The sequence below is a fragment of the Enterobacter cloacae complex sp. SYL001 genome (assembly GCF_049237025.1).
In the GTDB taxonomy this organism is placed as follows: Bacteria; Pseudomonadota; Gammaproteobacteria; order Enterobacterales; family Enterobacteriaceae; genus Enterobacter; species Enterobacter intestinihominis.
The window spans coordinates 1-19,431 of sequence record NZ_JBMKJI010000029.1 but is presented as its reverse complement, the minus strand read 5'-3'; the positions used below and the strand labels follow the sequence as shown (position 1 = coordinate 19,431).

Annotated in this window: 18 protein-coding genes; 12 read left to right on the top strand and 6 right to left on the bottom strand. The window is 41.2% G+C overall.

Going from position 1 to position 19,431, the window contains the following annotated elements; translation table 11 throughout:
- Positions 1–7 precede the first annotated feature (7 nt).
- The 4 genes from ACOTZP_RS20345 to ACOTZP_RS20330 all read right to left on the bottom strand — a co-directional run bounded on the left by ACOTZP_RS20345 (position 8) and on the right by ACOTZP_RS20330 (position 3,082).
- Positions 8–862, bottom strand: coding sequence for a hypothetical protein (locus ACOTZP_RS20345; RefSeq protein WP_000970401.1), 855 nt, complete (start codon positions 860–862; stop codon positions 8–10).
- A gap of 234 nt (positions 863–1,096) precedes the next feature.
- Complete coding sequence (locus ACOTZP_RS20340; protein WP_000838219.1) at positions 1,097–1,813, bottom strand: zinc finger-like domain-containing protein; 717 nt, start codon at positions 1,811–1,813, stop codon at positions 1,097–1,099.
- Complete coding sequence (locus ACOTZP_RS20335; protein ID WP_000594930.1) at positions 1,810–2,010, bottom strand: hypothetical protein; 201 nt, start codon at positions 2,008–2,010, stop codon at positions 1,810–1,812. The genes ACOTZP_RS20340 and ACOTZP_RS20335 overlap by 4 nt, the downstream gene beginning before the upstream one ends.
- A 19-nt stretch (positions 2,011–2,029) precedes the next feature.
- Positions 2,030–3,082 (bottom strand): hypothetical protein, encoded by a 1,053-nt coding sequence (locus tag ACOTZP_RS20330; RefSeq protein WP_001065778.1) that lies wholly within the window; start codon positions 3,080–3,082, stop codon positions 2,030–2,032.
- 399 nt (positions 3,083–3,481) lie between these two features.
- Between ACOTZP_RS20330 and ACOTZP_RS20325 the strand changes: the two genes are divergently transcribed.
- Complete coding sequence (locus ACOTZP_RS20325) at positions 3,482–3,829, top strand: WbuC family cupin fold metalloprotein (RefSeq protein ID WP_421632486.1); 348 nt, start codon at positions 3,482–3,484, stop codon at positions 3,827–3,829.
- Positions 3,830–3,875: 46 nt separating this feature from the next.
- On the opposite strand, the gene ACOTZP_RS20320 is transcribed toward ACOTZP_RS20325, so the two are convergent.
- Together ACOTZP_RS20320 and ACOTZP_RS20315 are read right to left on the bottom strand one after the other, a co-directional pair.
- The gene (locus ACOTZP_RS20320) at positions 3,876–4,751 is read right to left on the bottom strand and encodes an extended-spectrum class A beta-lactamase CTX-M-3 (protein ID WP_011091028.1); all 876 of its coding nucleotides are present in this window, start codon (positions 4,749–4,751) and stop codon (positions 3,876–3,878) included.
- Positions 4,752–5,085: 334 nt separating this feature from the next.
- Positions 5,086–6,348, bottom strand: a complete 1,263-nt coding sequence (locus ACOTZP_RS20315; RefSeq protein WP_000608644.1) for an IS1380-like element ISEcp1 family transposase — start codon at positions 6,346–6,348, stop codon at positions 5,086–5,088.
- 235 nt (positions 6,349–6,583) lie between these two features.
- Here ACOTZP_RS20315 and ACOTZP_RS20310 point away from each other — a divergent pair, with 235 nt between their 5' ends.
- The 11 genes from ACOTZP_RS20310 to ACOTZP_RS20260 all read left to right on the top strand — a co-directional run bounded on the left by ACOTZP_RS20310 (position 6,584) and on the right by ACOTZP_RS20260 (position 18,219).
- Entirely contained in the window at positions 6,584–7,459 is an 876-nt protein-coding gene (locus ACOTZP_RS20310) for a RepB family plasmid replication initiator protein (RefSeq protein WP_000594611.1), read from the top strand.
- A 1,148-nt stretch (positions 7,460–8,607) separates the two neighbouring features.
- A complete protein-coding gene (locus tag ACOTZP_RS20305; RefSeq protein ID WP_000423602.1) occupies positions 8,608–8,961 on the top strand; it encodes a hypothetical protein in 354 nt (117 codons plus the stop codon).
- Between the two features lie 17 nt (positions 8,962–8,978).
- Positions 8,979–9,329, top strand: a complete 351-nt coding sequence (locus ACOTZP_RS20300; RefSeq protein WP_001447770.1) for a type IV conjugative transfer system protein TraL — start codon at positions 8,979–8,981, stop codon at positions 9,327–9,329.
- 11 nt (positions 9,330–9,340) lie between these two features.
- Positions 9,341–10,129 carry a TraE/TraK family type IV conjugative transfer system protein gene (locus ACOTZP_RS20295; protein ID WP_000783153.1) on the top strand — a complete coding sequence of 263 codons (789 nt, stop codon included), beginning with the start codon at positions 9,341–9,343 and terminating at the stop codon, positions 10,127–10,129.
- Positions 10,129–11,400 carry a TraK domain-containing protein gene (locus ACOTZP_RS20290; RefSeq protein WP_000592092.1) on the top strand — a complete coding sequence of 424 codons (1,272 nt, stop codon included), beginning with the start codon at positions 10,129–10,131 and terminating at the stop codon, positions 11,398–11,400. Before ACOTZP_RS20295 ends, ACOTZP_RS20290 begins: the two co-directional genes overlap by 1 nt.
- Before the next feature lies 1 nt (position 11,401).
- The gene (gene htdO, locus ACOTZP_RS20285) at positions 11,402–11,863 is read left to right on the top strand and encodes a plasmid transfer protein HtdO (protein WP_000521242.1); all 462 of its coding nucleotides are present in this window, start codon (positions 11,402–11,404) and stop codon (positions 11,861–11,863) included.
- Positions 11,853–13,208, top strand: a complete 1,356-nt coding sequence (gene trhB / locus ACOTZP_RS20280; RefSeq protein ID WP_000351841.1) for an IncHI-type conjugal transfer protein TrhB — start codon at positions 11,853–11,855, stop codon at positions 13,206–13,208. The genes htdO and trhB overlap by 11 nt, the downstream gene beginning before the upstream one ends.
- Before the next feature lie 7 nt (positions 13,209–13,215).
- Positions 13,216–13,698: a hypothetical protein gene (locus ACOTZP_RS20275; RefSeq protein ID WP_000377632.1), complete on the top strand. Its 483-nt coding sequence runs from the start codon at positions 13,216–13,218 to the stop codon at positions 13,696–13,698.
- Between the two features lie 118 nt (positions 13,699–13,816).
- A complete protein-coding gene (gene htdT / locus ACOTZP_RS20270; RefSeq protein WP_182911723.1) occupies positions 13,817–14,569 on the top strand; it encodes a protein-disulfide isomerase HtdT in 753 nt (250 codons plus the stop codon).
- 9 nt (positions 14,570–14,578) lie between these two features.
- Positions 14,579–15,529, top strand: a complete 951-nt coding sequence (gene trhV, locus ACOTZP_RS20265) for an IncHI-type conjugal transfer lipoprotein TrhV (RefSeq protein ID WP_001022588.1) — start codon at positions 14,579–14,581, stop codon at positions 15,527–15,529.
- An 8-nt stretch (positions 15,530–15,537) separates the two neighbouring features.
- Positions 15,538–18,219 carry a TraC family protein gene (locus ACOTZP_RS20260; RefSeq protein ID WP_000387412.1) on the top strand — a complete coding sequence of 894 codons (2,682 nt, stop codon included), beginning with the start codon at positions 15,538–15,540 and terminating at the stop codon, positions 18,217–18,219.
- Positions 18,220–19,431 lie beyond the last annotated feature (1,212 nt).

Genomic DNA, 19,431 nt, shown 5'->3' with positions numbered 1-19,431 from the left:
GTTAATTCTAATCAACGGGGCTAATCCATTCCTGAAAAGTTAATACCTCAGGGTGAGTTCGTTGAACATAAGGTATAAACTGAAGCTCTTCTATTCTCCGGTCGCCCCTCTTTCCTTCGCAAATAAATGAAATGAGTCCTTGCTGAGAAAGCCCAGTAAGGACGCTCATAAGTCTTATATTTAGAGTTTTAAGCTGTAAGTCGTTATTAATGTCCTCCACTTTATGAGAGCTCTGGCCTGAACGTTTAAGATACTCGTAAACCATGAAATTCGAATTTCGTCGTTTTAACAATTTTTCGGTTATGCATTCCTGAATGAAACCGCCAAGAGCATCTAAAAGCGGACTGAGAACTACCGGGAAAGTTAATGTGTAACTTTGAGAAGTTTTAGACAAAGTAAATGAATTTAGAAAGCTAAAGTTAAGTCTCTTTTTTGAATATGGAGCGTAAGCGACAAGAGTAGTTGACATAACAGTAAGTAAAGCTTCAAGATGTTCCACTGTTATTAATGTGGTTTTATCTGTATTTCTTAGATTATGGAAATCAATAAACGCTACTCTTGAACGGCTAAGCCAATCTTGTACTTTAATGTCGATAGAAAATTGCGATATATGATTTGAACATTCATTTTGGTTGATAGGGCATGCAGACGAAAGATGGTTATGGATTATCATGCATAGCACAAAAAAAGGAAATCGGCAGGCTGTGGGGCATTGAAAACCGGTTAAAGAAAGCTTAGACGTTTCATATGCGCTTACCGGAAAAGTAACTTTTCTTAACGTTGGCTTTGACGATGTTCTTGCATTTTTACAAATGAAACCGAGACCCAGATCATTGTGCATTTTAAAGTCCATCTCCATCATCACCTTTTAGCCTTAACTGTATGGTATTGGTATACAAAAAATTAAAAATTATAATTAATAAGATTATCATTTTTTTACTATTGAAAAGGTTGTGATAGAGGGGAATTTAAATGTAAAAGATTTATACTCGCAGATCTTTATGAGGGATAAAACCCATTGCGTAAGCAACAATATTACGTGAGTGAGTCCTAACGACAGTTTAAGTCTTGGCTCTATATTTAAGCAGTAAAACATTTAACTGTCTTGGAGTTTACTTAACTTAAAAACTGTTATTGCAGCATAATTTTTCGAATCAAAATCATAGAATTTTCTGACTTTTCCAGTCAAATGATAACGTTCACCCAATAAAATGTGATCCTGTTTATCGGCCGTTAAAGCGATCCCGTCATTTCTAACTTTACCAGTAAATGTAAAAAAATAACTCCCTTTACTTTTTGCGTACGCGGCCCTGACTTCAGTAAATGTTAGTTCAATGCTTATGACCTGGCCGATATTGTAGCTATGTTTTAAAATTTCTTGTTCATTTTCCGGAGTTTCAGACAACATCACATCAAAGGTTGTAAAGAAACAATCCAGCTGGCGTTCTGTCAAAAAACGGTTATTGTCTAGTTGCGCCAATATACTATTAGAAAACTTAGTGTTAGCCTTTTTTGCTTTCTCAATAAGTACGTGGTTTCTGGATTTCCATGCTTCGAGTGTTGGGTTAACACGCAGTTCCGGAATGTTATCGAGAAAGGTAATTGGCTCTAGTACCACTAATTTTTCAATAATGGGTCCAACTGTTTGCACCCCATGACACTTTTCACATACATCAGCCCCTTTGTGGCCTGTGCCCGCACATTCGTTACATTCTCTTTCGATAGGTGCATAATAATTTCCATCTCCGTTAAGGGATACATTCACTGAGGCTGGTACCATATGACCATCAAGAGTAAAGAAAAGAGATTTCATTTTCGAAACACCTCCAAACGTGCCTCTACGATTGCTACAGCTTCTTTCACAGTTTTTTCATAGTGGTCATGCCCTTCAGGAAATTGGTCAAAACGTTTACCGTGTTCTAACTCTTCCATGTTGCGTTTAAGGACTTCATGAGTTAGAAGCAAATCATTATAATTATCGATAAGAGTCAGCTTTATAGGTTTAATCACTCAACTAATCCTCGGTTTTTTATTCCTTAAGGAGATCTCGAATTTCCAGAAGCTCTTCTAATTTTGGTTTAGAAAGAATGATTGCTGTATTTTCGTCGTTAAGTAAAGACAATAAAATATTTAGCTTTTCATCATTCAAGATTATTTGAACACCATCATCAGAAAATATTACATTTTTACTATCAACATTTTTGAACAAGTGTGCACTATCTCTACCAAATTTTAGTTCTGTTTGAGTATTCGTTATAGATTCCGTATGTGTACTTTCCACAAGCTCAAGAAATTCAGATTTTAGCCGTTCTGTTTTCTTATGCGAGAGGCGCTTAATACCCAAAGTCTTACGTGTGACTGCCGAATTTTTCTTTTCTGGTCCGCCTTTATTTAAGGTGTCTGGTCCTGCTCCAGCTGCATTGTGTTCAGGTATGCCTACAATTTTGCTCGTTGTAGTCTCAATATTCTTAACGCCAGGTAAGAAACCTTCTATATGTTTTAAAACCATTTTGTGATCGTTGGAATATTTTAACATTATTTCAATGGCGAGCGTTTTTTTGATTAGATTTAGGCTAATCAAACGTTGAAGCTCTAATGGCATATCAAGGATTTTTAGCATATTACGAATTGCGGTAGTTGATCGTTGATATCGCATTGCTAGTTCTTCAACCGAATACCCGAGACTAACAGCATGAGCTAATGCATGAGCTTGCCCAACCGGATTTAGCCCATTGCTTCTGTTACCATCGAGGTTCTCAAGGTATTCTTCAATTTCGTTTTTATAATCGATTAAGATAACAGATAATTTTGGAATATTAGCACCTTCAGAAATTGCTAATTTTAAGCCATGAAAACGAGTATGACCTTGACGAACTAAATATTTACCTTTTCTTTTTACGACCTTGATCATATCAACCTGCCTTCCTTCCTTAAAGGCTTGTTTGATTGACACAATCATCGATTTGACAGGTTCTTGTTCGTAACACAAATCTCCGATTACCGCCTCTCGGGGATTAAATCCCTTTTCAATTTCAACTAGATTAGTATCCACTTCAATGACTGTATGTTTGCTGTTGTTCATATCTTCCTCCTGTTTACTACATGATACATGAACCTCAAATTTGCCAAATAGGGCTGATACATCTAAAAGGTAAACTCAAAAAATTTGCTTAATAAAATTAAAATAAAAACTGTCTTGAATAAAACAATGATAGTAAACCCACTTTCATTTCCGTTTGCGATCTGTAGATATTGATAAAGGAGCGCTATTCCTTGTTTTATATGGACTTATCATTGTTTTCAACAGGTTAGATCAATTCTTTAGATCACTAAAGATCAATAGAGTTCAAGTAAAGATCACGGCATCTTTAACTCATTGATTATAGTAACTTTATGAAAGGATCCGGCATTCGGATGCATGCGAAAAGCATTTGAATGAATAAGGAAGGCATTTACTGGAATGCTTATGGCATTTAGGTAAATGCGTAAAAAGCATTTGCAAGAATATGTTATACCTCACACCTTCGAGCTACTGTTGCCATTAAGGGGTCGTTTCGTGGTGCTGAATTTTGACGATCGGGGTACCGTCACCCATCGGGCGATATTGGGGGAAACCTGTACGGTGCTGGAGATGGCCGCAGGAACCTGGCATGCCGTGCTGTCGCTGGATACCGGTGGCATAATTTTTGAAGTAAAACACGGTGGCTATCAACCCGTGGCTGCCGATGACTATGCGCACTGGGCTCCAGCGGAAGGAGAACCAGGAACCACGGAGCTTATGGCCTGGTATGCGCAAGCGCAGGTGGGCGACAGCACTTTTGCCGTCTAAGGCGATAAACAAAAACGGAATGAGTTTCCCCATTCCGTTTCCGCTATTACAAACCGTCGGTGACGATTTTAGCCGCCGACGCTAATACATCGCGACGGCTTTCTGCCTTAGGTTGAGGCTGGGTGAAGTAAGTGACCAGAATCAGCGGCGCACGATCTTTTGGCCAGATCACCGCGATATCGTTGGTGGTGCCATAGTCACCGCTGCCGGTTTTATCCCCCACAACCCAGGAAGCAGGCAGTCCAGCCTGAATGCTCGCTGCACCGGTGGTATTGCCTTTCATCCATGTCACCAGCTGCGCCCGTTGGCTGTCGCCCAATGCTTTACCCAGCGTCAGATTCCGCAGAGTTTGCGCCATTGCCCGAGGTGAAGTGGTATCACGCGGATCGCCCGGAATGGCGGTGTTTAACGTCGGCTCGGTACGGTCGAGACGGAACGTTTCGTCTCCCAGCTGTCGGGCGAACGCGGTGACGCTAGCCGGGCCGCCAACGTGAGCAATCAGCTTATTCATCGCCACGTTATCGCTGTACTGTAGCGCGGCCGCGCTAAGCTCAGCCAGTGACATCGTCCCATTGACGTGCTTTTCCGCAATCGGATTATAGTTAACAAGGTCAGATTTTTTGATCTCAACTCGCTGATTTAACAGATTCGGTTCGCTTTCACTTTTCTTCAGCACCGCGGCCGCGGCCATCACTTTACTGGTGCTGCACATCGCAAAGCGCTCATCAGCACGATAAAGTATTTGCGAATTATCTGCTGTGTTAATCAATGCCACACCCAGTCTGCCTCCCGACTGCCGCTCTAATTCGGCAAGTTTTTGCTGTACGTCCGCCGTTTGCGCATACAGCGGCACACTTCCTAACAACAGCGTGACGGTTGCCGTCGCCATCAGCGTGAACTGGCGCAGTGATTTTTTAACCATGGGATTCCTTATTCTGGAAGAGACGAAATAACAACAACATGAATAGTCAATATTTTACCTGAAGCGAGCCACAACGCGTCCGATTTTATGCTTCCGAAAGGCAAATACGGACGTCGCCAGAATGAAACCTAAATTCCACGTGTGTTTTTTATTAGCTTCAAAAATCACTATTTCACGAAGAATTTAGACTGCTTCTCACACATTGTAACATTATTTACAACCACCTTTCAATCATTTTTGATAAATCATTGATTTCATCTTTGCTGCAATGATACTTAATAAACTCTGCAAGTTATCCACAGAGCAACACTCAATTTTATTGATGATATTCTTATTATACCAGACATTTTTCATACACTCCCTTGTACGGATAGTTTTCCGACAACTTCATGATTACATATCTTGCGGTTTTGATTATTTTTGCTGCAAGAAATACATACTTCAAACGAAAGGTCTTTATTTGCTGTCTGTATTCTGAAGAGTCCAAGGAATCAAACTTGAACAACAAAAATAGGTTATATGAAAGCATCATCATTTGAAACACGGCTTCATTCGCCCAAAATGACTTTAGCAAGAGATGACCCACCGCCATGTCGTATTTGGCTTCTTTGATATAGTTTTCAGCATTACCACGCTTTTCATAGTATATAACTACTTTTTCAGAAAGCAAGGTAGTATTTGTTACAAAGAAAAAGTAGTCGTATTCGGAACCTTCTAAAAGTGATAATTGTGCTCTTTCTTTTTCTGGTTTCAGTACGCGAGATACGACAAATCTTCTGTCTTTTTCCCATTTAACTAATTTTGTATACAGTTCTGTAGTTTCTCTACCTTCTTCTCCTTTAACGAATACAATTGATGAATTCGTTGCTTGTGAGGTGAGTGTAGAATAACTTTTGGCTTTAATTAAATATTTGCATCCAAGAGATTCTATCGTTTCGATAATTTTTTCATCAAAGTAGCCACTATCCATTCGAAATAAAATTTCTAAATCGTCTGATTTGATGTTAGCAACAATTTCTTTGATCATTTCCGCAGCACCGTTTGCAGTGTAAGTATTGCCACTTCTTACAAATCCGGTAACATATGCTTTTAATTCGTCGCAAAATGCAAATTGGATATTGTAGCATCGGTTTCCCAGTTTCTTAGGATTATATCCTTTTGACGCACCTTCTTGATGACCTTCTACGTTAATTACACTACTATCAATATCAATCGTAATGGATGTCAATTTACTTTTAGTGAGCAGTTTTTTAAAGACTTTAAAATTAATGTCTCTAAACATTTGGGTTGTCTTGAAGTTGAAGTTTCCTAGAAACCGTGACACTGTTTCAGGTTCTTTTACGGAAATATCAAACTCGTTGACGAGGGGATCATTTTGAAGTAGCTTTAGACGTTCTAACTTATCAATGCCAATGAAGTGACCGCAGAGCATGGTCTTTATATGATTCATCTTGATTTTATTTGTTGAGTCATTATCAAATACGAGGTCATTTTCAATAAAATCAAAAATCCCATTGCTTTTTGCATTCTCAAGGAGCAGAAAAAGACCTGCATTTGATGTTAGATTCTTAGCTTTGAAATCAATTTTATTAATCATAATTAGAACCCCTTTTTACTACTTTTCTTACTATTATTTTACCATATATCGAGTCATAAAAGCTGATAATTTAACATATTTTTGAGCACTTTTCTTTCACCCAATGGGTGAAAGCTGAATTTCGAAGGAATGCATATTTATCAAGGCTTTGATTATGCTTTTTGAAGTACTGACGTAGAATCTAGGTTATAAACAGTTTGCCAAATGAAAATCTTATCACCGACGAGTTAAGTTAATGATTAAAAACAACGAGTTAATCCATCCTTTTGACGTAACCAGTAATGAATCAGGTAAGACTTATCAACTGACGCCTAACTCGTCCAAGTCGGTTCAGCCCGTGGCCCTGCTGAGATTGAGTGTATTTACCCCTGTCGGCACAAAAGAAAACCGCGACCGAAACTTTGAAGTTGATGCCTCTGATGAGCTTTCGTGTATGGAAATTGCAAGATCGGAGGGTTATGACGACATCAAGATAACTGGTGTCAAACTATCTATGTCTACCGACTTTAAGTGCTGGCTCGGGATCATCATGGCTTTCAGTAAATATGGTTTTACTTCCGAGAAGATTAGCCTGACTTTTAACGAGTTTGCGAAGATGTGTGGTATCAGTTCAACAAACATCAACAAACGAACTCGTGCGCGCTTTAAAGAGTCATTAATGAACCTTGCATCGGTAGTGCTTGCCTTCTCAGACTCTCGTAGTGGTCGGTTCACAGTAACGCATCTGGTGCAGAAGGCTATGATTGATCCAAAAAGCGATACTGTTGAGCTGGTTGGGGATCCTTCTATGTGGGAACTGTATCGTTACGACCATAAGACATTGTTAAGCCTTCAGGTTCTATACATTTTGGCTAAAAAAGAAGCTGCGCAATCTCTCTATATTTATTTTGAAGCAATGCCAGCTGGTACGTTGTTCGTTAATATGAAACGGTTGAGGGAAAGGTTGCTTCTTACAACCCCTATTCGTACGCAAAACCAGATAATTCGTAAAGCAATGCGGGAACTTGAATCTATCGGATATCTCGATTATCAAGAAGTTAAGAAAGGTCGCGACATACAATTTCAGATCTTCAAAAGAAGCCCTAAGCTGGCCCTTGCCAAACAAGGTTGAAAGCTATCTGGTATGCACTGGTTATAACCTGCTGAAAAATAAGTTATTTATCAGTGCTATGCTTAGTGCTTCTTTTACTACTGGTCTTACATCTCGGCTTAATGTGCAAAAAAGTAACTTTTCAAACGAACTCCTGACTATTCATCTGTATGCCTTTCTGACTCAAGCGTACATGCTAGCCCATTCATTAAATGCCGTTGAGCAAGATGGTTTCGTGCGCACTCTATTCACGTGAATGCCTTTTGTGGATTACGCCTCTTACATTCATACAAATGCTTTTGATGTCGGTATCCCAAAAATTCATTCATTGAAATGCTTTTGTTTGCCACTGTATCCCGAGCATAGCTATGCAGTGGTATAAAAAGGCATTTTGGTGAATGGCATTAGGTCGAATGACACACAGTTCAGCTTTGTTAAGAGCGAGAATGGTCCAAGACATCTATGACATTGGGCATCAGAAGGACTATGTGCTTGATATGAGATCAAAAAAATATCAGAAGCATCACAACTCCAATGGCATTCAAAGAAATGCCTTTGTTTTGTTAGTACACCAAACAACCCAAAATTCATGCAGTTATATCAAAGACTCATTCGCAAAAGGACTCAGCCAGAAAGCATTTGCTTAAATAGCATTGGCCAAAAGCATTCGAATGAATGATGTTCGTATGGACAAGACAAAGTCCCACTCACGCCCAGAGGTGTAAAAGGCATTTAGATGAATGACGCACCGGCCCGAGGATTGTATGTAGTTTCTCCAACTGATAGTTGCCGAACCAGGGAGCACAGTGATATGCGGCCTTCTCAGAATCAAGAGATAGATAATAAGGGAACAAAAAAGATTAGATATGAAGCTTAGTTACCTGCCCGATATCTAGTTAGAGCTTTTCAAACCATCAAAAGTGACTTTTATGCTTGAGGAGTCTCATCAGCTTCAGGATTGAGCTTAACGTAATCTTACCCCCTCCCCTCTTTCAAACTTTTACTAAGCGTTCACTGGTACCTTTCAAAGATTATGCTTTAGGCCCTTTGCTTAAAAATTCACCAATCGCTAAACGTTAAAAAAAGGGGGTTTATGCGAACGGAAGGATCGGAATAAAAAAGTATTATTCATTCGCGTTTACGTGAACTCAAATCTACACGGAGTAATTATGGAACTTTCTTTAAATATTGGCCTTAGTGAAAAGAAATCTAACACGGCTGCACTTTTTAAAACAAAAAGCGCAAAAGTGATTTTGTTTGTTCTGCTGACCGTGCTTTTTTGCGGTCTGGCATATGCGGGTTCAGATGATGGGGCACTGGGAGATATTTGGTCATACATGAGTGAAAGTATGACTGGAGCTCCGGGCAAAATTCTGGCAGCCGCGATGTTGATCTCAAGCGTATATTTCTCTGTCCTTAAGCCTAACCCGGGCCTGGCACTGGTTTCATTATTCATGATGCTGGTAATGGCCAACGGCGAGAAAATTATCAGCACCTTTATGGATGCTGGCGTACCGCTGTAATTTATTGTTAATCATGCATGAGGGGGTTCATCCCCCTCTCTGGATTTTTAATGAGTAAGCAGAACGACGTTCCTCAGCATACCTATAGATTCCCTTTCAGGATCAACATGCCTCTACTGATTTTGTTTTGGGATGCCAAAAAATTAGGGCTTGCATTCATTCTGGTTGCATTTGGGAATATCTTCGAATGCTTCGGGTTTTCTGTTGTAGCAGCGGTTGTGTATTGGATTGCGTATAACAAAGCAGCTGAGTCAGGAATAAGAGGATTGCTAAAACACAAACTCTGGTGGCTCGGTTTTTTGCCAGGTAAAGCAGTTTTTAGTAGCCGTTATTTCAACGATCCATTTATCAGAGATTTGTATTCTTGATGGAGCTATGAATGAAAATGCTAAGTGGCATTAACATCCCTTTTTTCAAAAAATCTAAAAAGGATGAAAACGGTGATCTTGAACAGTCATACGTAAAGAAAGATGAAAGTGCTAAGGGACGTTTTTTGGACATTAAAAAACGATTTAGCCCACAAGCTGAAGCGTCAGGTGCTGGAATTACATACAGCGCCCTGATTAATCGTGATACAAAACTTATCCGCATTAATACTGTTTCAATAGCCGTCATTGGGTTATTGGTTGCAAAGATTCTTTTTTTCACTGACCCAGTGACGATTGTTACCCCTCCAAACATGAATGAAGAGATCACGGTTGTTGGTAACAAAGCATCGGAATCTTATAAAACACAATGGGCTCTCTTTTTTAGTACCCTTTTAGGGAATATTAATCCAACTAATATTTCCTTTGTGACGGCCTATGTCCTCGATGCCCTTTCACCTGAACTACAGGCTAAAACGAGTGAGTCTTTACAGGAGCAGATAAATATCATGCAGGCTCGTGGTGTTGAGCAGACCTTTAAGCCTAATGATATTTACTTTGATCCAAAAAATGACATGGTCTATGTCTGGGGTACCAAAACGACTCGACTTGTAAATGTTCCGGACAAAACTGAATCATCGAAATGGACTTATGAATGGGTTCTCGGGATGAAAAATGGTCGCCCAAGAATTGCATATGTAAATCAATATTCCGGAACACCGAATATTAAAAAAATTACGATAAACGGCAAAGAGCAACTGGCAACGCTGGATAATCCGCCACCGTCTACAGGTAACAAGTGATGATTAAAAAAAAGGGCTTAGGCTTCAACGCAATTACAGCATTGATCATGCTCACGACTTCGAACTGCGTAATCGCTGAAGAATACCAATTGCCAGCAACAATTAATAACCCGGTTGTAATGCCAGTTGGTGCTGACGGATTTCAGAATGGAGCTGCAAAAGCCATTATTCCGGGTCAAGCTGGTTCTGAACAGTCAGGTGCACAAACAAACCTTAGTGAAGCCGGTAATGCGCAGGGACAAAAACCTACAACTGATCTCCCTACCGTGCAACTTTCCCCAGCCAGCAATGCTTCGCCTGCGGTAAGCGCTATTACTGGAGCATTATCAAATAATCCTAGTCTCCCCGGATTTGACGCACAGACCCGATCTGGTGCAATTGATAGCTATGGGAGACCAACAGGTACCTCTTCCCAGCAGAATGCAACCAATGCGACCGCCACGTCAAAAGCCGATGAACTTTATGTCGAAGCTCGTAACCGATATAAAGAAGTTCAGCGTGTAAATGTGCCGCCTGGTGGGAATGTGGTACTGCCAGTTTCACGAGGACTTCAAAACAGAATATCGACCAGCTTCAAGAATGCTTCTGTCAGTACTTCTACCCCTGCTGAAGAGGCAAGCATATTTGTTAATGGTGGCGATGTCTTTATTTCAACTAATACCGATAAACCAATCGGGATTATGTTGTCTGAAGATCAGGTACCTGAATCGACCTATAACCTGACCCTGGTACCGCTTGATGTTCCCGGTGCGATGATTTCAGTTACTACATCTTTAAGCCCATCTATGCAAGCCAAACGTGAAACCTCATTGGATAAGCAAAACTATGAGGAAATGTTGGCCCGCTCCCAGTCAGAAGAACTGGCTCCAACGGATCCAAAACAAGACGATCATAAACAAAGAATCATTGATTTATTGACTCCTGTGGCTCTTGGTGAGGTCCCTTCAGGATTCAGTTTACAACAGGACCGACTTTCTCGTATTCCTGCGCCAGAGCAGTCACCATGTAACTTTAATATGTATGCAAAGCTCGGTCAGAGACTGGTTGGCTCACGTGAACTTATTGATGTAATTCTTGTGAAAAACGATAAACCATACGGTCAAATCGTTGCTGATCAGCAGTGTATGGCAGAAGGCGTTATTGCAAGTGCTTTATTTGATAAAGCATACCTGCAACCGGGAGAAGAAACAGAGCTTTACATAGTCCGGGATAAATTGTTCAAGGAACGCGAGGCCCGGGTTACAACCAGACCAAGTCTAATCAGAAAATAATATGGGAAAAGTTACTTTGCCTGCTCTGCTTGGGGCCACCGTGATTGGTTTTGTCGTATTTGCTTTAACCAGCTTTTACTACAGGTCAGAATATATACCAAAAAGGAGTGTATTAATCGTTCCGGACGCACCCATTAGTATCGAAGATGGCAGTAACGCTTTTCCCGTTCAGACAGTAATAATGAACGATCCAACTCTTATTGATAAATTTGTAGGAGAGGGCAATATTAATGAGGAGAATGCTTTTGACTATCACAAAAGTAACGTTTTGGAACCTAATTACAAACATGAAATATCTAGAACGAGCCAGATAGATAAAGCTGAAATGAATCATCCATCTGTTCGTGAAAACTGGGCCAGAGCAGGTGAACCCTATATCGTTCCTCAGATGTCTGACAGCGAACGAAATCTAAAAATTAAACGATTCCAGAAACCTACAAGTGGAGCTAATCATGGACATTAAAAAGGCCTGGGAAAATAAGACCGTCAGACTTTCTGTTATTGGCGCTCTGCTGGTAGTGATTGTTTATATTATTAGCCAGTCTATTTTTTCCACACCAGTTAAGAAAGAAAAGAAAACACAGAAAAAAGACATGCAGACCAATTTGTTGTTAGATGATTCGCAAATGAACAAATTGAGTAATGAAGAAAGCCAGAAAGTATATAAAGAAATGGTTAAGCAAAACCGACTTGACCAAAATGCGGCGAAAGAGGACCGCGAAAAAGCAGAAAAAGCCCAACAGGAAACTAAAGCCCAAGTTGCAAGTTTAACTTCTCAACTTCAGCAGCTGTCTCAGCAAATTAATGATATGCAGACAAATCGAAACGGCAATCGTAACTTGGATGCTGGTAGTTCGCGTAAAACGATTAATGAGCAGGCACCGGCAGCTCCTTATCAGCTTAATGCTAATGCGCCGATTAATGGCGTAAACCCTAATTACGCTTCTATCACACCTACGCGTAATAGCCCAATGAGAACAATCACACAAAGTTCCATTAAGACTAATGGTACCGATGGTGTCATTCAGGTTATGCCCGTGTCTGAAAACAGAATCAAGGAAGGCAGAGAGGTCATTGCAGGAGATAAAGCGCCAACTCGGACTGTACGAGGTGATGGTACTGCGCCAGTTGATAGCAAAGCGCGGCATGCTGCCCGAAAAGATGAAATGTTTCTTCCGGCAACATCTATTATCACTGGTGTTCTGATTACCGGGCTTGAAGCGCCTACAAGCCTTTCTTCCAAATCAGAACCAATGCCAGTAACGATGCGTATTAAAAAAGATGTCATCATGCCCAATAATTTCACCATGGATTTGCGTGACTGTAACCTTCTGGGTTCAGCTGTTGGTGATCTGGCGTCACAGCGTGCTTACATACGTGCCACTTCTATCTCTTGTGTTAATTCAAAAGGGAAAGCTTTTGACGTAAAACTGGAAGCATATGCTGTAAGTGAAAATGACGGAAAAAATGGGATCCGAGGCACGCTTATCAGCCGAAATGGTAACGCAATTGCAGGAGCTGCATTTGCCGGTGGACTTTCTTCACTTGCCGGTAGCTTAAGTCCCAGTAAGGTATCTTCACTTAACATCGACCCTAATTCACAGGCTCAGTATCAGTCCCCTAATTTTGGTGCACTTGGGGCATTAGCCGGGGCTGGTGCAGCTCAAGGTGGTCTTAATCGACTCGTCGATTACTACACCGCAATTGCAGAACAACAGTGGCCAATCGTAGAAATTAGCCCTGGCCGAGCTATTACATTTGTCGTTCAGACCGGAACTACAATTCCAACGAATCTGACCAGTCGCTGAGGTTTAAATGGATAGTTTAGAAAAAAAAGAATCGCCTGAATCAGCTGGACCTGAAATCACTAAAAAAATGGTGCGAGAAAGGACAACAAAAAAAATTACCTTCGAAATTGATATTGAAAAAATATTGAAGTATTTATTTTTCTTCGCCTTTGCCGTATTGGTCATTATTTATGGTTATAAAGGCTTTATGAATGTTTACGATTACTTCAATAAACAATCCCAGCCTTCGTACAAGATTGCAGTGCTTGACATGCCTGAATTACGTAAGGAATTTTTCAAGCATCACGGAGGCCGTACTGCTGACAATGATAGATCTCAATTCGAAGAATATTTCAGAACATTAATGAAGATCTACCGTGACCGTGGCTATTTAATTATTGATGCAACGCTTGCCGTTACTGTACCGGATAGTGTTGAAATCGTCACTTATATGGAACTTGAAGATAGCTCTGAAGCGGTACAATCAAGTTCTTATAATGCAAAGAAGTAGAGGGCACCCAATAGTGAAAAAGTTACTTTTCCCTTTAATGGCGGCTTTCGCCATTATGGCGAATACGGTCACTTATGCTTCAGAGCAGGTCCTAACTAATAGTGATGCTGCTGCGTTAATGGCAAAGGCAAAGGAAGGTGGCGTTTCACCCAGTCAGATCTCGGGTGTGTTATCAAAAATGAAAGGATATAAACCTAAGGATGCCATATACATTCCTTCTGGTGGGCTATACCTCTTTCAGGACGAACGTTCGCAGCTAATGGCAGTAACGACCGATGGCCGATACTCCCTTACTGGGGGAAGCCTTGTTGATGTAATTAAACGTAAACCTGTTCTGACTGTAGAAGAAATCAGGAATTCCTATTTTATTAGTCTTGATGAGGCCCCCTTCCCTCTGGAAACTGTAGCGTCCATTCCTCTGGGAAATTCAAAGCTTAAAAGACAAGCAGCCATTTTCATAACACTTGATTGTGACGGTTGCATGGAACTTGTTAAGAAATTCTATGCAGATCGGGACAAGTATCGGATAGATATTGTTTTAGTTCCCTCACCCGGTGAGCCAAAAGAAGAGCTTAGAAGGCTCTGGTGTAGTAAAGAAAAAGGAAAAATAAACAACCTCGATATTCTTCGTTGGCTAATGGGAAGCAAATCCGACATTGAAAAAAGATTGCTCTCTCAAAAAGAAGCAGAAGAATGTCCGGCGGAACCTTTGGTAGCGTCATTGATGCTCGCAGGAATTTATAAATTGCAGGGTGTACCTTCAGTTGTCAGACAGGATGGTTTGGCTGGTAATGGCATTCCAAAAGATTTCGACTACTGGTTGAACCAAAGCGTTGAACCTCTCTTAAAAAATCCATTTGAGACAAATTAAGGCTAGTTTATGAACATCAAAAGATTGGTACTCAGTGCTCTGGTTGTAGGTACATCCTCATATCTTACGGGGTGCTCCATCGGTAGTTCCGAATCCGAATGTCCAGGCATTGAAAAGGGCGTTATCTGTAAAGGTCCTCGCGAAGTTATGGAGTTAACTAATAATCGAGATGATCTGTCTGCACTGGCGGGGGAAGAGTCGGAATCGGGAAAGGAGAAATCGGCTGTCAATGACAGCCGTTATCCAACTGAAATTAGCCCTCCAGGGGAAGTCAAATATCCACAGTCTACTACCCTTAAAAATCAGCCTGTGGCTTATTCAAAAACCGAAATTAAGCCAGTTGGTCAGTTACCTGTCATGTACGATAAAACTTTAAAAATGGGTGCCCCTACTTCATCCATTGGACCACGGCCTATTTCTGGTGTACCGGTTAATTCAAACGTAAGGATGACTAGCAGTTATAGCACTGCCTCTTCAACTGGTAACCCTTTCGTTCATCCGGCTGCGGAAGTCGTTAAACAAACAAGCTATCCGGTTTCTGCTGGAAATGCCCCACGCTACGTTGCACCTAATTCTGATATCAGCCCTGGTAAGGATATGTACTCTCTTTACAATGGCCAGCCCGTTAACCCGACTCTCAACCCTGGGCAGATCCAGCAATACCGTTCGCAAGGTTATAAACAAGCTGTAGTGGCTCCTGAACCACTTGCTGTTCTGCAACAGGGGAAAGTAATGAGAATTACTTTTGCACCTTATACCGATGATAACGATGCGCTTAATCTTCCCGGCTACGTTTATGTCAACGTAAAACCGCAAACATGGATTGCTGGCAAGAATTCGACCTCAAACCCAGCTCGCATAGTTCCTTTAGAAGTACAGGATGCGGCCCGGGAAAATATGCAGCAGCAACAAAAAGCAACTAAAGCTGTCTCTTCGAACGGCATTGTTAGACAACTGTAAGGTCAAATATGGAAGCTATCAATAATTACAATAGCGGTTTAAATCGCCATCAATTAGGTGGGTTTATCCCTGTTTACGATCAATTAGCAGGGACTCACTATTTTTTGATTGATGGCAACAGATTAGGGTTTATGTTTATCTGTAATCCATCCCCTGGAGTTTTTGATAATCAGCAAGATGTTCTTGCTGAAATGTTCAAAATGGATTTCCCTACAGATACTGTCTGTCAAATATCTCTGACTGCATTGCCAGACCTGACTTTACAGCTTAGTGCTTGGTCAGCTGTGCGAGGTGGGCGTATGACTGGGAACGATAAGCTTAAAGCAGATCTGCTTAATGGTTATCAGTTGGACTACTACGACAGAAGTATGCATAAGCCTTTAAAACCTGATCATGATAACCTTATGTTGAGGGATTTTCAGGTATGGATCTCGCTATCGATTCCTTTACAGTCTGCCCTTCCTACCGAGCTGGAACATTCGCGTATCGATTCACTTTACTCTGAACTTGTAAGTAAGTTAATTACGATTGGATTGCATCCGTTTAAGGTCGATGCAGAAAACTGGCTCTATTGTATAGATAAGGTCGTAAACCCCGGAAAGAACTCCCGGTGGGCTGAAGGTTTCATAGACGTTAACACTATGAAAAGGCTTAATGAACAAGTTAACGTTCCCGGCCGTAAGTATACAGTCACAGAAAATCATTTCTCATCAGTCACACAAAGTGACGACGAATCTGAGCATCGTTACTTCAAACAACTTTCCGTTGTAAAGTTTCCTGAATACGTCAATTTCGGTTGTATGTATGAGTTAGTAGTTAACTGGATGCATGGACGTAAGACAATTTTCAGCCCATTTATGATCACTCAGACTGTTCAGTTTGCCGATCCGCTCAAGTTGTCAAAAGAAAACGTCCGCTACAAAGCAATCACTAATAAACAGGCAAGTATACCTTCAGTTGTCACATTCTGCCCTCGCCTGCGGGATATGGATAATGACTACATGGCCGTAACTCGCGAGCTTGAGGATGGCGCAAAGCTTTTAAGAGGGTATCTTACTTTCACTGTTATGGGTAGTAATGCCAATTCTGTGCAGACAGCAGCTAACGATCTCAAATCCTTTTACCTCGAAAGCCGGGTCAAAGTAGCAGATGATTCCTTTATCGTTTTCCCGTCATTTATGTCATGTCTGCCAATGTGCAATGACCCAAAGACAATTTTCGACCTTGACCGTTCCGAAGTAGTGAGCAACACCGGAGCGGCTCATATGACACCGATCTTTGGGCCCTGGAAAGGTAATACAGATAGACCAGTACTGAGTTTAGTTTCTCGTGAAGGTCAACTCATGGGACTTGATATTTTCAAGACTTCTGCAAGCTATAACATGGTTATTGGTGCAACGTCAGGTGCAGGGAAGTCATTCTGGACAGCATATCTAATCAATAACTATCTTGGAGCTGGACCGCGATCTAATAACCTCGTTCATTATCGCTCAACATTTAAGCATTTTTTAGAAAACGAATACCCAGATGATGATCCTGACGGTGCTCAAGTATTTGTTGTGGACGTGGGCCGTTCTTACCAGGGGATTGCGGAACAATATACAAACAGTCAATTTATTGATTTCGGTAAAACCCCTGACTTCACCCTAAATCCCTTTGCCTTCCTAACTGACATCACTGTTAACGACGATGTATTTAACGAAGCACCTGAATTTACCGGTGAATCAACTTCAAACGATGCAGAAAAAGACAAAGTTGCTCAGACCATAATGGTTTTGAATCAGCTAAAAATTATGGCTTCAGAGAAAGGCCTTATCGATGATTATCAACAATCAGTGATGCTTCAGCTTATTGCAGAAGAGTACCAAGAATCCAGAAAATCAGGTCGGACCGGTTCAATAACCGGCTTTGCTCTGCGTTGCAAGAAGCATGAAGACAAACGTATAAAGGATATTGGGGAGCAACTCGGAGCATGGTGCGAAGGTGGAATTTATGGGCACCGGTTTACCGATACGTTGCCTCCAATCAACTTCGACAGCAGATTTATTGTTTTGGAACTGGAGGAGCTAAAAGGCACCCCCCACCTTCAGACAGTTGTATTAATGTCTATCATTCAGGCTGCTCAGCATGCAATGTTCATCAAAAAAGATGGGCGTCGTCGCTTGTTCATCCTTGATGAAGCATGGGAGTACATTCGTCCTGATAATTCATCAGGTGCCGGAAATCAATCAAACCAATTCTTCTCTTCCTTCCTCGAAGCGGCATGGCGTAGGTTCAGGAAAACAAACTGCGCTGGCATCTGTATCACACAGTCGTTTGAAGATTATTTTACTTCTTCTGTTGGCCGGGCCCTGACTGCTAACTCGCCTTGGAAGATAATCATGAAACAAGAAAAAGAAAGCATTGAAGCAATGAAGGCTAATAAATATTTTTCTACTTCAGATGCAGAATATGAACGTATGAAAAATATTCGTACAGTCAAAAAGGTGTTTTCAGAGATGTTAGTCAGGTTCGAAAACTTCCAAGAGATCTGTCGGTTATACGTAGACCGGAAAATGGAGCTTTGTTTTACTACGGATAGTGCTGACAGGAGTAAATTATGGGAAATTCAAAGCCGCGAGAATTGTAGCTATGGCGAGGCAATAGAAATTCTCTATGCTCAAGAAGTAGCAGCGGGTTTGGCCGCGTAGAGTAAATATCTTCAAGCAAAAATAATTAAACCAGATGTCTCATAAGAATCTGGTTTTTTATTGTATGCCTTAAGTAAACAAATGAGGTTGTGACTTAATGAGTTCATCACTGTGCTGCAAATTTTGGTTTTATAATTAATGTGGTGTAAAAACAGTGACATAAATACAAATCGCAGTTAGGTTGTGTACGCATTAAGTAAACAAAATTTATAACTTCAATACTGACATTATAAGATGAAAATCACGTAAATTACATTTTTGTTTACCAAAGGTAATCAAAGTAGCGCGGCATTATTAGTGAAAACAGATCACTGGTGTCATTTTGCATACAAAACTTAATATCCTTTAATCATTCTTCTAAAAGTTTATTATTAACGGTTTGGTTTCTGAAAATTTATCCAATTTGCTCACCGAAGACTTTTAACTTATTTAACCCCCTTTATCGCCAAACTGTGATTTTCTAATGTTAGTCTACAGTTCTAGGGCCCTTGCTCCCATGATGCGAATCCTGCCACCTAATAAAGATTAACGCCTCATTCCTGTATGCCGGTCTTACGACGCCAGTGCACGGACTATTTTTGGTCATCACAAGGACAGGCGGGAGATTTAATCAGGGCGTGGTGTTGCTGAGCAGCAGCTGCGGCACTGTAAGCCGAAGGCGGAATTAACTCCTTTATCACCATCTGGGGACGTCATTATGGGTAGCCCTTTTAACTTACTCAGGACCATTAAGCTAAAATTCCGGATAGCGATTGACGTAAGATTTAGGCTAAGCAGGTAAAGTGATCCCCGCTCCCGGGGTGACAACTTTATACAAAAGGCCGAGCGGAAGATTGTCCTTAGGGAATATTTCTTTAACACAGCACGGGCACTTACTCACGCTGCCGGATTTAACCCCCTTAATCGCCAAACTGGGGTTCTGTCCTCATGCTGGCCTTCAGTTCTGGGCGGGGTTGCTATCACTTGCTCCCTAATGCGAGATGTACCTGCTGATACAGATTAACGTCATATTCCTGCGTGCCGGTCTGCCGACACCAGTGCACGGGCTTTTTTCGGTCATCACATTACCGGGCAGGAGATTTTATCAGGACGTGGTGTGACTGAGCAGCAGCTGGGGCACTGTCATCCGCTTGCAGATTTAACCCCCTTAATCGCCAAACTGGCGTTCAGTCCTGATAGTGTCCTTCCGTCCTGGGCAGGGTTGCTAACACT

What these genes read in the sequence shown, in the direction of transcription:
- ACOTZP_RS20345 (WP_000970401.1), bottom strand. Translation starts at nt 862, where the DNA reads ATGATGGAGATGGACTTTAAAATGCACAATGATCTGGGTCTCGGTTTC.
- ACOTZP_RS20340 (WP_000838219.1), bottom strand. Translation starts at nt 1,813, where the DNA reads ATGAAATCTCTTTTCTTTACTCTTGATGGTCATATGGTACCAGCCTCA.
- ACOTZP_RS20330 (WP_001065778.1), bottom strand. Translation starts at nt 3,082, where the DNA reads ATGAACAACAGCAAACATACAGTCATTGAAGTGGATACTAATCTAGTT.
- ACOTZP_RS20325 (WP_421632486.1), top strand. Translation starts at nt 3,482, where the DNA reads ATGCGTAAAAAGCATTTGCAAGAATATGTTATACCTCACACCTTCGAG.
- ACOTZP_RS20320 (WP_011091028.1), bottom strand. Translation starts at nt 4,751, where the DNA reads ATGGTTAAAAAATCACTGCGCCAGTTCACGCTGATGGCGACGGCAACC.
- ACOTZP_RS20315 (WP_000608644.1), bottom strand. Translation starts at nt 6,348, where the DNA reads ATGATTAATAAAATTGATTTCAAAGCTAAGAATCTAACATCAAATGCA.
- ACOTZP_RS20310 (WP_000594611.1), top strand. Translation starts at nt 6,584, where the DNA reads ATGATTAAAAACAACGAGTTAATCCATCCTTTTGACGTAACCAGTAAT.
- ACOTZP_RS20305 (WP_000423602.1), top strand. Translation starts at nt 8,608, where the DNA reads ATGGAACTTTCTTTAAATATTGGCCTTAGTGAAAAGAAATCTAACACG.
- ACOTZP_RS20300 (WP_001447770.1), top strand. Translation starts at nt 8,979, where the DNA reads ATGAGGGGGTTCATCCCCCTCTCTGGATTTTTAATGAGTAAGCAGAAC.
- ACOTZP_RS20295 (WP_000783153.1), top strand. Translation starts at nt 9,341, where the DNA reads ATGAAAATGCTAAGTGGCATTAACATCCCTTTTTTCAAAAAATCTAAA.
- ACOTZP_RS20290 (WP_000592092.1), top strand. Translation starts at nt 10,129, where the DNA reads ATGATTAAAAAAAAGGGCTTAGGCTTCAACGCAATTACAGCATTGATC.
- htdO (WP_000521242.1), top strand. Translation starts at nt 11,402, where the DNA reads ATGGGAAAAGTTACTTTGCCTGCTCTGCTTGGGGCCACCGTGATTGGT.
- trhB (WP_000351841.1), top strand. Translation starts at nt 11,853, where the DNA reads ATGGACATTAAAAAGGCCTGGGAAAATAAGACCGTCAGACTTTCTGTT.
- ACOTZP_RS20275 (WP_000377632.1), top strand. Translation starts at nt 13,216, where the DNA reads ATGGATAGTTTAGAAAAAAAAGAATCGCCTGAATCAGCTGGACCTGAA.
- htdT (WP_182911723.1), top strand. Translation starts at nt 13,817, where the DNA reads ATGGCAAAGGCAAAGGAAGGTGGCGTTTCACCCAGTCAGATCTCGGGT.
- trhV (WP_001022588.1), top strand. Translation starts at nt 14,579, where the DNA reads ATGAACATCAAAAGATTGGTACTCAGTGCTCTGGTTGTAGGTACATCC.
- ACOTZP_RS20260 (WP_000387412.1), top strand. Translation starts at nt 15,538, where the DNA reads ATGGAAGCTATCAATAATTACAATAGCGGTTTAAATCGCCATCAATTA.